Source organism: Symmachiella dynata, from assembly GCF_007747995.1.
Lineage (GTDB): Bacteria > Planctomycetota > Planctomycetia > Planctomycetales > Planctomycetaceae > Symmachiella > Symmachiella dynata.
In genome coordinates this window covers 1,828,059-1,841,572 of sequence record NZ_CP036276.1, presented here as the reverse complement: position 1 = coordinate 1,841,572, position 13,514 = coordinate 1,828,059, and the positions used below count along the sequence as shown (strand labels likewise).

The following is a 13,514-nucleotide window of genomic DNA, read 5'->3' as shown; positions in this document are numbered from 1 at the left end:
ACTAACCACACCGAGAAAACCATGCCTTGGATTTACCTACTGCTCGCCGGTCTGATGGAATGGGGTTGGCCGGTCGGCTTAAAATATGGCGTCGACGATAAAGGCTACCACTTTTGGCCACTGGCCGGGGCGGTGCTGTCGATGATTTTCAGCGGAGCGTTTCTGTTGCTTGCGCAACGTACGATTCCCATGGGCACCGCCTACGCCGTCTGGACCGGCATCGGCGCCGTGGGCGCGTTTGTATTGGGCATTTTGCTGTTCAAAGAACCGGCCGAGTTGATGCGGTTTGTGTTTGTGGGTGTGATTATTGTGGGTATTATTGGGTTGAAGATGTCGTCGGGGCACTGAGCATCACACACACCCACCTCACAACCGGCTCGGGAACAACTGCAACTCCGGCACCACCGCCCGGGCCGGCAGTCCAGCAACAAACAGCACGGCGTCGGCGACGTCTTGTGGTTGTAGGGCCTGATCAAGCACTTCGCGCGGTGTGGGCGTGGGACGCTTGTCGAGGATTTCTGTGTCGCACAGGCCGGGGAAGATGATGGTTGTGCGGATGCCGTTTGCTTTTTCTTCGACCCGTGTGCCGTGCGCCAAACCGGTCAGGCCATGTTTGCTGGCTTGATAGGCGACGCCGGAGACGTCCGGCATTTGTACGGCGCCGGTGGAGAGATACACAATCAATCCCCCGCCGCCGGCGCGCATCACCGGCACGACCGCGCGAGTGCATAAAAATGCGCCGGTCAGATTTGTCGACAACATCATTTCCCAAGTGTCGGGCGAAAGTGCGTCCAAACTGCGGTCGGGAATGTTCGTGCCGGTGGCATAGACCAACAGGTCGATCCGGCCGAATTTGGCGACTGTCTCTTCAATCAGCCGCTCGACATCACCCTGGACGGTCGTGTCCACGGGGATAATCTCCAATGGGTGTCCGTTGCTCTCAGCTTCCTGTTGGAGTTCTCGCAACGCGGTCTCCCGCCGTGCCGCAGCCACGACATGCGCGCCGGCAGCCGCCAACGCCGCAGCGATCGCTCGCCCCATTCCGCTAGAAGCCCCGACGACAACCGCAATTTTTCCCGTGTCTGATGAATTCATATTCCTATCCGCATTTCGTTGAGAACGCACTCCGGCAACAATTTTCACGACGTATTTCTGCCGAGGATAACATCTCACCGGCAACCGGGATACAATACTCAGACGAAAATTATAATCGAGAATACCACTGCCAGGATAAAACCAGGAGGCCCCCCGTTGCCCAGTGCGAATATTGCTGTCGACACGATTGTCTCGCCCCCGTTTATGGAAAATAGCTTGATTGTCCGCGTCGAAGGACGTGACGATTGTTTGGTTGTCGATCCGGGGTTTGATCCCGAAGCGATCGCCGAGAAAATGAAGTCGCTCGGCGTCGAACCGGCGATGGTGCTACTCACGCATGGCCACGCCGATCACATTGCCGGCAACGGATTTTTCAAGGAACGATGGCCGGATGTCCCGCTGGTCATCGGCACCGGGGATGCTGGGATGCTGACCGATGCGCGGGCCAATCTCAGCGCGCTGGCTGGGGGGAGTATCACCAGCCCGCCGGCCGATCGGACCGTCGATGAGGGGGATGTGATTGAAGCAGCCGGGATTTCGCTGCGTGTGTTAGAAATTCCCGGCCATTCCGCTGGGCATGTGGTGTACGTCATCGAACAAGTCGAGCCGCACATTGTGCTGGGCGGCGATGTGCTTTTCCAAGGCGGGATTGGCCGCTTTGATTTTCCCGGCGGCAACGAACAAAAACTGCTCAACGGCATTCGCACGAAGTTGTATACGTTGCCGGATGAGACCATCGTTTATCCCGGACATGGACCGTCGACCACCACCGGTGAAGAAAAACGATCCAATCCCTTTGTGCACATGTAAAATAAAAACGGGCTGATGCACGAAATCATGAGCACGCTTCACAACTTCCATCCGCTGATTCAACAATGGTTCCGCTCCCGGTTCGCAGCGCCGACCGAACCGCAACAGCGCGGTTGGCCGTTTATTGCTGATGGACAGCACACCTTGATTGCTGCTCCGACGGGGAGCGGAAAAACTTTGACCGCTTTCTTGGCGGCGATTGATCGGTTGTTGAAGTTGGCGCTGGCGGGGGAACTTGAGCAGCGGACCTATGTCGTCTACGTCTCGCCGCTGCGGGCGCTGTCGAACGACATGCACCGCAATCTGGAAGACCCGCTCAACGAGATTATGGCGTTGGCCGCTGAAAACGGCATCGATGTCCCGCCGATTCGTGTGGGCCTGCGCACCGGGGATACTAAGTCGTCGCAACGCGCCGCGCTGGTGCGGAAACCACCGCACATTCTCGTCACGACCCCCGAGTCGTTGTACTTGATGCTCACCGCTGAAAAGAGCCGCGCAAAACTGCAGGCTGTCGAGACGGTGATTGTCGATGAGATACACGCCCTGGTCAGCGATAAACGGGGCTCGCACTTGTCGTTGACCTTGGAACGCCTGCAGGCGTGGTGCGAACGGCCGTTTCAACGCGTGGGACTTTCAGCCACGCAGCGGCCGATCGAAGATACGGCGCGGTTTCTGGTCGGGTTCCATGAAAGAAACGCCGAACAACTTCCTTGCGAAATCATTGATGTCGGTCATCAGCGCGAATTGGACTTGGCGATTGAAGTCCCGCCCAGCGAACTCGGCGCCGTTTGCATGCACGAGCAATGGGCTGAGGTGAATGAGCGGATCGCCGAGTTGATCAACAATCACCGCAGCACGTTGATCTTCGTCAATACGCGGCGAATGGCGGAGCGAATTACGCACCTGCTGACCGAATTGATGGGCGAAGACGCCGTCAGCAGCCATCACGGTTCGTTGGCGGCCAAGTTTCGATTGGAGACCGAACAACGTCTTAAGGAAGGCAAACTCAAAGCGGTGGTGGCGACCGCTTCGTTGGAGTTGGGGATCGACATTGGGTACATCGATCTGGTCATCCAAATCGGTTCGCCCCGCTCGATTGCGACCTTTCTGCAACGGGTCGGACGGTCGGGGCACTCGTTGGGTTTGATCCCCAAAGGCCGGTTGTTCGCGCTGACCCGCGATGAATTGTACGAATGCATGGCACTGCTGCGAGCGGTGCGTGGCGGACGCTTGGACCGCATTCCGATCCCGACTGCTCCGTTGGATATCCTTGCTCAACAAATCGTCGCTGAAGTCTCGGCTGAGGAATGGGGCACTGACGAATTGTTCGCCGCATTCCGCCGTGCCGCACCGTATCATGAATTATCGCGGGCCGATTTTGACAAGGTTGTGGAATTTCTCAGCGAAGGGGTCGCGCACGCCAACGGCCGTAGCCGTGTCTTTTTACATCACGATCAAGTCAACCGTCGTATCCGCCCGCGCCCCGGCGCGCGTATGGCGGCAACGATGAATGGCGGGGCCATTGGCGAAGTCGCGTCGTATCGCGTCATTGCTGAGCCGGAGCGAACTGTCGTCGGTACATTGGATGAAGAATTCGCTGCGGAAAGCCAAGCGGGCGATATTTTTCTGCTCGGCAATACGTCCTGGCGGATCCAACATGTCCGCGGTGGCGAAGTGACCGTGTTCGATGCACATGGTGCACCGCCGTCGATTCCGTTTTGGCGCGGCGAAGCGCCAGGGCGGACCCTGGAACTTTCGGAAGAGGTCTCACGGCTGCGGGAGGAATTGGAACCTCTCTTAGAAGATGAAGCTGCGGCGCAGCAATGGCTCATTGGCGAAACTGACATTACCCCGGCGGCCGCCGAACAAGCGGTGACGTATGCGGCGGCGCAAAAAGCGGCGTTGGGGTTGTTGCCGACTTGCAAACGCGTCGTCTTTGAGCGGTTTTTTGACGAGAGTGGCGGCATGCAGATGTTGATCCATGCCCCCTTCGGCGGTCGGATCAATACAGCGTGGGGTATGTCGCTGCGTAAACGGTTTTGCCGGTCGTTTGATTTCGAACTGCAGGCGACTGCGGACGATAACGGCCTGATTCTTTCACTCGGCCCGCAACACAGTTTTCCGCTGGAGAGCATGTTCGGCATGCTCAATCCGAATAACGCTCGCAATTTATTGGAACAGGCGTTGCTGGCGGTGCCGACGTTTCAAATTCGCTGGCGGTGGAACGTGACCCGCTCGTTGCTTGTCGCCCGGATGAACAACGGCAAAAAAGTGCCGCCGCCGCTGCAACGATTTCGCGCAGATGATTTGCTGACCGCCGTGTTCCCGAAATTGACCGGCTGCCAGGAGAATATCACCGGCGACCACGAGATCCCCGATCATCCTCTCATTCGGCAAACGATGGAAGATTGTCTGTTCGAGGCGATGGACATTGCCGGTTTGGAAAACGTTCTTACTGGCGTGCAGCGGGGTGACATCACCTACGTTGCGCGCGATACCCGCGAGCCTTCGCCGTTTTGTTACGAATTGCTCAACGCTAGCCCGTACGCGTTTTTGGATGGCGGTGAATTTATCGAACGTCGCGCGCGGATGGTGGCGACTCGCCGCTCATTAACCGTTGATAGTGTGAGTGATCTCGGGCGGCTCGATCCACTGGCCATCTCGCAAGTCCGCGACGAAGCCGCGCCAACGGTGCGCGATGCGGATGAATTGCACGACGCCTTGCTGGGGCGGATTTTGCTGCCCGTGAATGAAGCCGCCGATTGGTCGACTCATTATTTGGAATTGCAAACTGACGGACGGGCGACGACCGCCACGCTGCCCGATGGCCGCCGTGCGTGGGTAGCGACCGAACGACTCCCGGCAGTCTTGGCGACGTTTGATGACATCGACGTCGCGCCGCCTGTGACTGTTCCGGAAAACGTGCGGCAAGAATGGGAATCGACCGAGGCCCGTGTTGCTATCATCCGGGGTTTGATGGAAATGTGCGGCCCGATTTCCGTCGAAGAGGTTGCCGAGCGAACCTGGACGGCGCTCAACCAAGCGGCAGCTGCCTTGGAAGCACTCGAAGGCGAGGGCGTGGTACTACAAGGCCATTTCACACCCGCCTGCTACGATGAAAAATCGGACGACCCACAACCCAGCGGCGATGTGCAGCGCGAATGGTGTCATCGACGACTGCTGTCGCGGATTCATCGGCTTACGTTGCAAGGCTTGCGGAAACAAATTGAGCCGGTCAGCGTTGACGTATTCATACGGCACCTCACGCGACATCAACAGGTGCTTCCCGAAACTCGACGTACGGGATCCGATGCGCTGTTTGATGCGATCGCACAATTACAGGGCATGGATGTCCCGGCCGTTGCTTGGGAACGGGATGTGCTGCCTGCCCGCGTCGAGAATTATCAACCCGCCTGGTTGGATGAACTGTGCATGACGGGGGAAATCGGTTGGGGACGACTGTATCCTCCGCGCCGCGACCCGCAACGGAGCCGTCCGATGGTCAGCCTGACCAAGATCGCGCGGATGTCGTTGTTCCTTCGCTCCGATGCCGATTGGTTGAGTACGTCCTCCGTAGCGGTCGATGTGGGCGAATTGACCACGCCCGCGCAGCAGGTGCTGGAGTGTCTGACCGAGCGGGGCGCAATGTTCGCCGGTGATTTGGCCGCCGCCAATCACATGCTCCCCGGCCAACTTGCTGAGACGCTCGGAGAATTGGTGGCCAGTGGACTGGTGACCGCCGATGGCTTTGACGGCATGCGACAATTTGTGGCCAACAAACCCGCAGCATCCAACTCCGCCCTGCCGGCGCGGATGCGTCGCGGCGCCGGTCGCCGACGGCTACCGGTCAAATCCACAGGGCGTTGGTCGGTCTGGGAACGGGATTCCGAGACGTCATTGACGGTTGAAGAGACCACCGAACAATGGGCGTGGCAGTTGCTACGCCGTTGGGGTGTGATCTTCCGAGACCTACTGCAGCGAGAACAAGGTGCGCCGCGCTGGTTTGAATTGCTGCAAGTCTACCGGCAATTGGAAGCCCGGGGCGAGATTCGCGGTGGGCGCTTCATCACCGGCGTGGGGGGCGAGCAATTTGCGTTGGGGGACACAGTCAATCAACTGCGGCAACTGCGCGACGACGGTCCGCGGCAGGAATTGATTGTCCTCTCCGCCGCCGATCCGCTGAATCTGATCGGCATCCTCACCGATCACCCGCGCGTCCCCAGCACCGCCTCGAATCGCATCGCCTATCTGGATGGCATGCCCGTCGCAAGTCTGCAAGCGGGAGTGGTTGAATACCTGGACGATTGCCCCCCGGCTGCTTACGCGCTGGTTGCATCGCGACTCCAAGGGGACGTCACCAGCGACCTCAGTCACGACGCCCGGCAACGTTCGCTGGAGCGACTGGAAAACAAGAATGCCGAATCCGCTGCCCAACGAGTCCGTCAACGCCGTGAAACGAACGGGTTTCAACGTCCGCGGGTGATTTGAATCGCATCTCTTGGGTAGAGGGGGATCTTATTAAGACGCTACGGTCGTTTGCGCGACGGTTTCTGTGCAGCGGCGGCTTGCGTGATTTTCTCTCCGATCATGGTAATCTTGTTGTCACGGAGGCGTTTTTCGTTGAGCCAGTATGGACTGGTGATTTCCTTGAAGGCATAGATTGCCGCCTGAATTCCCTCAGCCCAGGCAACCGTAATGAGCTTAATATCGCCGTGTACGTCGCCAATGGCAAAAATGCCGCGACGACTGGTTTCGAAATAAGCATCGATGGCAATACTGCCATCGTCATTGAGACGCACGTTCAAACGCTCAAAGGTATCTTTGGCCGATAGAAAACCGATTTGCACGATCGCGCCGTCGCACGGTAGGATTTGAGAGTCGGAAAGAGTCAGTGCGAGGTGATCACCGGAAAATTCGGCGCTGGTTACTTCTGTGGATGTATGAATGATGCCACCGGAATCCTTAATGCGCTGCAAGGAATCGTCTTTGCCGACAGGCGTCTCCTCTCGAACGATGACCTCTGCCAGTCCGCCCCGTTCCAAGACCATGACGGCTGCATCCAAAGCCGAATCCCCGCCGCCGATGATGGCGATTCGCTGGTTTTCGTAGTCGCCGATTTTCGGGATTTTATAATAGACTTTATTTGATTGCAGGCTGTCCAACACCGGATGCTTACGAGGAAAATGTAACAACCCACAAGCAATAATCACCTTGCGGCACAGATAGCTGCCTTGGCTGGTCACAACCTCTTTGAGTTGGTCTTCATTTTCGATCTGATCGGTTTCGTTAATCTCCGTCAACTCTTCTTGAAAACGAAACTGGACCAGGGCGTCGACAGCTTGACGGTAAGTGCGATCCGATAAATCTTCACCTGTGACTCCGTCGGGAAACCCCGGGATGTCGACGATGCGTTTGTCAGAATACAGAAACTGCGGCTGCCCCCCTGGCCGATCCTTTGCCTCAATGACCAACGTCGTCAGACCACGATGGGCTGTAGTAAGACTCGCCGCCAAGCCCGCAGGGCCGGCCCCGATAATCACAACGTCCCAATAGGTCAAACTGTCAAAATCCAAATCCGCATCGAGCCGTGTGACTTTAAAATCGGCCATCGTGCACCGCCATTTCCTTTGAACATCCTATGTGCCAAGGTGAGATCAAGCGTACAGGGCAGCTTAACGCGAGTTTCCACGATGATCCAGCGGGATGAAGCGGGGCAGCCGAATGTTCAACGAAAATGTGTCTGATTTCAACAGGCGGAAATCACTCGTCGAGCTGACTGAGCTCGCCCATGATTTGGCCCGTCCAGTCGACTGCTTCGAGATAGGCCTGGCTAATCAGTTGGGGATCGATTCCAGTGGAATTCACAGCATCCCAATTGGCTTGTTCATAATCCAAAACGCATTGCAGCGCCCAGGCGAGTGGTCCGCTGGATTCTAACAGCGCCTCGGTGATCGGGTCGGCGAGTGGGACAAGATTCAGGACTTGTTCCATCGGGCAGTCGGCAAAGGCATCGAGTAACGAAAATAGCCCCAAGGTCAAATACTGGTCGGAGTCCTTGTGACCAGATTTGGTTGCTAGCAGCTCACACATTTTGGCGCGCACATTGGCCGTGACGACCAACTCGGGAGATTTATCCTTGATCGCCCCAAACCCCAAGAGACCGACCCAGGTGCGCAATTTACGCAAACCGACCAGCGTGGAAGCTTGCCGGATGGAGGCAATTTGGCTTTTCAATCCACAACTGCTTGAGTTGATATACAGCAACAATTTGTAGCAAAGTCCCGGATCACGTTTGATCAACTCCTCCAATTCGCTGATCTGCACATCCGGGTCATGCAGTTTGGCCACCAGACGCATCGTGGTGATTCGATCGGCGGGAACCCGAAAGCCTTCGATGACGCGCGGCCGCGATGTGAAATACCCCTGAAAGTAGGTGAATCCCAGTTTCTTACAGAATTCATATTCGTCATGCGTTTCAATTTTTTCCGCCAACAGTTCAACACCGAAACCTTTGAGTACTTTTGCGTGCTCTTCAATTTGGGCTGGGTTTAATTGTTGGACATCGATTTTCACGATGTTCGCGCAGCGAATGAGAGCGTCGAGGTGTTGCTCGTAGACAAAATCGTCGAGCGCAATGCGATATCCCATTTGCGAAAGTTTCATCAGCGCATCCGCCAACTCCGCAGTCGGTTTCGCATCTTCCAGCAACTCCAGCACCACTCGCTCTTTGGGAAGCGATTCGCAATGTCCGTTCAGCACAAACTCATCGCTGACATTGATAAACGCTGGTCGCGACCCGGCGATATGCTCGATGCCAATGTCGACAAAGGTATTGAGTAGCAGTTGCCCTGTCGCCTCTTCGCCGTCGATGAACAGCGCGCGATTGTGATGACTATCCCGATACAGCAGTTCATAGGCGGCCACCTTCAAGCGACTGTTATAAATCGCTTGCCGGCCGACATACACCGCAGTGGGATTCATCCGCATTGTTTCATCGGATGCTGCAATATTCATTAGGGGCATCTCAAGAATTTTTGGGCTACTGGAATAACGAACGCAGCGAGTCTTGGATTTTGGAGATTTTTTCGACCGGTTTGTCGTTGGCACAACAGACCCGGTTCCGACCAGTTTCTTTGGCACGATACAAGGCTTCGTCGGCCGCTTTGAGAATCACGTCTTCATCGCGCATTAAGCTCTCGCGTGTCGCGACGCCGACGCTCACCGTGATCGGATGCTCGAACTGTTCGAAATACCCTAACGTTTCGCTTTCGATCTTGCTCCGCAGTCTTTCGGCACCTTGTGCGGCTGACTGGAGATCACTTCCCGGGCAGACGACTACAAACTCCTCTCCCCCTTGTCGGCATACGACGTCGCTATCGCGAGTCACGGTTTGCAGAACTGCCGCAACTTTTTTCAACACCAAGTCTCCCACGTCATGTCCGTAGGTGTCATTGACGCTTTTAAAGCGATCGATGTCTAACAGCATGCAGGAAAGTTGGCCTCCCTTACGGGAAATTATGGACCACTCTTCCTTGAGACGTTTGATTAAGTACCGCCGATTCGGCAAAGCAGTCAACGCATCTGTGAAAGCTGCTTGCTCCAACTTGCGGTTGACGACCGCCAGTTCAGCCGTCATCTGCCGAATGTGCTCTCGTTCGAGTTCCACCTCGTGCTGTAATTCGATCATCCGCACAGCGGCGCGAATCCGTGCCTGCAAAGGCCGGGCACGCAGCGGTTTGACCAAATAGTCGTCCGCACCGGCCTCAAATGCCTCGACCAGCCGCTCTTCTTCGCCGTTACTGGTCATGATGATCAGATACAATTGGCGTCCAAACTTCGCTTTCCGCAAAGATCGGCACAACTCAAACCCATCCATCTCCGGCATCATCCAATCGGTAATCACGACGTCGGGATTTGTTTCTAACGCAGTTCGCAACGCTTCGCGGCCATTGGGAGTTCCTACCACCGAATGCCCGGCTGCCTTGACGAGTTTTGTAATCAAAGCCAGTTGCAGCGGATCATCTTCGGCGACCAAAATCCGCAACGATTTGGGGTGGGGGTTGCTCTCGCCTTCGGTTTCGACATTCGCGTCAACCGTTGCTTCCGCTTCGGCCTCGCGCGATTTCTCTAGTATCTCTTCAAATTTCGGCAGTTCTCGCGTATTGACGTTGAGGATCTCGCCCCAGGTTTGCCACTGTTCGGCGACCTCGTCGCACAAATCCGCCAATCCAGACGATTCCAGGTCGATTTGGTCGTAACAAGCCATGAGCTTTTTGATTGGCTCCGCGTGGCTGTTCTCATCTTCGACACAGATACGAGCGATCTGATTGGCCGTTTGGAGAATGAGAGTCAATACGTCGGACGGCGTCGTTGTCGAGGGTGCTTTGCGGTGATCGTCAATCTGATTTAAGACGGCGATTTGAAACGACTCGGGCAATCTCCAATCTTCCATCATGGCCGCCGTCATTTCCGCATGATCGGTGCTGAACGCTTGTTGCTCCAAATCCCGCAACTCTTTCCCACTGCCATTCGCCCATGTTGTCAGTACCTCGGCATATTTCTCCGGGTAGACGCTCGCCAACGCCAACCGGCCGATTTGACTCAACAACCCGCAAGCAAACCCTTCCTCTTGAGGAGCAGCTTTTGTCATTCCACACAATGTTTTTGAGGCGATTCCCAAAACCAATGAGTTCGACCAAAACCGGTCATAATCAAAACCTTCGCACGGCCCGCGACGTGAACTGGACAAGACCGAAAAGCCTAACGACAACGTTCCGACCGTGCGCATGCCCAAGCGGACAACCGCTTCGGAAACCGAAGCAATTGGTTTACGGGCACCGGCATGGGCGGAGTTCGCAAATTTCAAGGTCCGTCCCGTCAATGCCGGGTCGGCTTGGATGGTCTGAGCGATCTGCTTAATCGTCGAACCTTCGTTTTGCGTCAAACGCAAAATTTCCATTGCCACTCCAGTCGGAGAGGGCAACAACCCAGTCGCTTTTAATTCATCAAATCGTTTTGAAATGGCGATGGTCACGGTTCTGGCTCCCAGGGGATAGGCAGGGCGCGGTAAGAACTCTAAGCATTCTTGACCGCAACTTTTCTGTTGGCGTGAAGCGGATCCGGAGATCGACTCCCCGTAAAGCTAGCCCGAATCCGCGATTGCGTGCCAAATCGAGTCCATCTGCACACACAAAACTGCCTGGAAATGGACCTAAGATTCAATCGTAACGCTTACAACGATTTCGCATGACGATTGTTTTGGCGCACATTCCCGGAATGAACAGCCCGACAGGGTTTCGCTTTTGCACAGTCGCGTCCGGTGAAATCGCGTCCACCTCCCCTGGGCCGCGTCTCAAATCGACGTTCTTACGACCGAGAGTAAAAACTTCGCTTGACGGGTCACCGAAGGGCTTGACGCGTTTTTGAAAATCTGCGAGAACCCCGACCCTCTTCACCTCTCTCAATCAAGTCTCAAAGTCCGTCCCGTCTCAATTCGGGCGACACCTGGTCGTCTTCGCACGATCCGCGTGTCCGCCGAAGGATTTTTGGTATGAATCTCAACGCCAAGTCGCTATTCCTGATCGCTTTGTTGGCGAGTCTCGTAACCGGGTGTGCTAATACACTGGAAATGCGAACCATCAGCAAGTGGATGGAGCAGGTCGAAGAAGAGGACCTGGCGAAAGTTCGCGATCGCAGCTCCGACAAGCTTGGAGAGCAAGCATTCCCGCTGAGCAAACCGGCTGAACCGTTTGCCGCTTTGAAGGTGCTCAACCTGCCCAAGGGACAGATCACAATTAAAGATGTCCAAGATGAGGGCGAAAACAAAATTGTCGTCGCTGAAATTGGCGAAAAGGATAAACCGAAACGCGAGTTGGTCTTCACAATCGTCCCGGATGACGATTCCGGGAATTGGGTTGTTGATGACGTGTATCGCTCTGAAACCCAACGGACCGGCCAAAAACGATATCGATCCGTTGCACAACAAATGAATCTGTTGCTAGCCGTGCAAGAGTTCAACTACATCTGGACCAACGGCGACCGCCAACAGGTTTTGGGAAGCTGCACGCCACGACTGGCGCGTCTGATGGCTGAATTGCCGCCGCCGGATCTCGACCACATCTTGACCAGTGTGCATGGCAAGGGGAAAGGGAGCAAGAAATTCAAACCCCGCGCTCGTATGGCTGAAGATTCCGCCGAAGTCTCCATGAGCAAAAACGGCCGCAAAATCATTGTCGCCTATCGCAACCACGATGGACGCTGGCTGGTCGACAATGTTGCCGTGAGCATTTCTGGAGAATCACGCGGCGAAGTCCGGGACATCCCTTCCATTCAAGACTTAGCCGCCGTACTCACCACCACAAATTCATTCCGTGCTGCCTACGATGGAAACGACAAATCCGGCCTGGAAGAAGTGACCACACCGCAGTTCTTTAAAGGGGCTCTCGCCTCAGCTGACCTCGCCTCTTTTCCGATCCCGGCAATGGACAAGGTCGATCAAGACAATCGTAGCGTGGATATCGTCGAAGGCCGTGCTGAGTTCGTGATCCGCGACGCCGACGATGTGCTGCAAATCACTCTCATGCGGGATAAAGACACTCCCGTCAATGCACCGCGAAAATATCGCGTTGACGATGTCACGGTTTGGCAGGACCGTCAAGAAAAACGCCTGGCTGCCGTTTTCAATGCACAACAGTCGATGCAGGTTTTCAGCCACGCTCTGGCACAGCGTGATCTGAAGACACTCGATTATCTCTCCACACGGGATTTCCGCAAACGCGTTTGGGAACGACTGACACCCGAGACGATTCACGACTTGCCGCTGAGCGACATTCCCAACACGCAGCCCGTTCCGGAAAACATTGTCTTCCGTGGACAACTGACCGAAATCACCGTCAACCAAGGTGACAAGCCGATCACCTACGTCATGCGGGCTCTGCATGGTGAAATGAAAGTGGACGACATCCTGTTCCCCAGCGAGGGACGCCCCGATTCGCTGAAACAAACGGCGGAAATCATGATTCCGATCTACGATTTCGCTGCGGGTTTCCGATTGAACAATCTAGAACTGGTGGCTGTGAACTCTTCGCGTGAACTCAACCGCATGGCATGGAGCCAATGCCGACGAATTCCGCATTTGAATATCACACCGGCGTCCCACTTGAAAATGCCGCTGCATCGCGTCGAAAACTCCAACCCGAAAAACGTCCAAGTCGTCCTAGGCGACCAAAACCTGGGCGCTGTCGTCTGGTTGGTCAAAGAAAACGACGCCTACCGCATCGACGACATGCGACTGATCCATGGACCGGATGAACGCCGCGACCAAGTGCAACTGAAACAGCACGTCCGCTTGACTTTGGCCGAGGGAGAAAAGATTCCCAAGGAAATGCAAACCATCGTCCCAGCCGGCTTCGACGTCATCCACGAAGACCCGTTCCCCGAAACGGTCGGACAAGAGACAGGAATCGAACAAGCCGTCGGCAGCGACGACGATTACCTCGAGCATCCGTAACGGATGGTTGATGTTTGGAAATCTAATTCGGCGGCCGGAATCCTATCCGGCCGCCGTTTTTTGGGGCCCTGCGATCATCCAGCTGAGATGAACATCTGTT

At 55.7% G+C, this 13,514-nt stretch carries 8 protein-coding genes; 4 read left to right on the top strand and 4 right to left on the bottom strand.

Translation table 11 applies throughout. The features are described from left to right. Positions 1–21: 21 nt before the first annotated feature. Positions 22–348, top strand: a complete 327-nt coding sequence (locus Mal52_RS07055; protein WP_145375017.1) for a DMT family transporter — start codon at positions 22–24, stop codon at positions 346–348. 18 nt (positions 349–366) lie between these two features. On the opposite strand, the gene Mal52_RS07050 is transcribed toward Mal52_RS07055, so the two are convergent. Continuing rightward, positions 367–1,095, bottom strand: coding sequence for an SDR family oxidoreductase (locus tag Mal52_RS07050; RefSeq protein ID WP_145375015.1), 729 nt, complete (start codon positions 1,093–1,095; stop codon positions 367–369). A 156-nt stretch (positions 1,096–1,251) separates the two neighbouring features. Here Mal52_RS07050 and Mal52_RS07045 point away from each other — a divergent pair, with 156 nt between their 5' ends. Further along, complete coding sequence (locus tag Mal52_RS07045) at positions 1,252–1,905, top strand: MBL fold metallo-hydrolase (RefSeq protein ID WP_197534720.1); 654 nt, start codon at positions 1,252–1,254, stop codon at positions 1,903–1,905. Positions 1,906–1,932: 27 nt separating this feature from the next. Next, positions 1,933–6,393, top strand: a complete 4,461-nt coding sequence (locus tag Mal52_RS07040; RefSeq protein WP_145375013.1) for a DEAD/DEAH box helicase — start codon at positions 1,933–1,935, stop codon at positions 6,391–6,393. 38 nt (positions 6,394–6,431) lie between these two features. On the opposite strand, the gene Mal52_RS07035 is transcribed toward Mal52_RS07040, so the two are convergent. From Mal52_RS07035 to Mal52_RS07025, 3 genes are all read right to left on the bottom strand, one after another. Continuing rightward, on the bottom strand, positions 6,432–7,514 hold the full coding sequence (locus tag Mal52_RS07035) for an NAD(P)/FAD-dependent oxidoreductase (RefSeq protein ID WP_145375011.1): 1,083 nt from the start codon (positions 7,512–7,514) through the stop codon (positions 6,432–6,434). A gap of 151 nt (positions 7,515–7,665) precedes the next feature. Next, positions 7,666–8,919 carry an EAL and HDOD domain-containing protein gene (locus Mal52_RS07030; protein ID WP_197534719.1) on the bottom strand — a complete coding sequence of 418 codons (1,254 nt, stop codon included), beginning with the start codon at positions 8,917–8,919 and terminating at the stop codon, positions 7,666–7,668. Positions 8,920–8,944: 25 nt separating this feature from the next. Beyond that, a complete protein-coding gene (locus Mal52_RS07025) occupies positions 8,945–10,939 on the bottom strand; it encodes an HDOD domain-containing protein (RefSeq protein ID WP_145375008.1) in 1,995 nt (664 codons plus the stop codon). Between the two features lie 516 nt (positions 10,940–11,455). Here Mal52_RS07025 and Mal52_RS07020 point away from each other — a divergent pair. Further along, positions 11,456–13,414 (top strand): hypothetical protein, encoded by a 1,959-nt coding sequence (locus tag Mal52_RS07020; RefSeq protein ID WP_145375006.1) that lies wholly within the window; start codon positions 11,456–11,458, stop codon positions 13,412–13,414. Positions 13,415–13,514 lie beyond the last annotated feature (100 nt).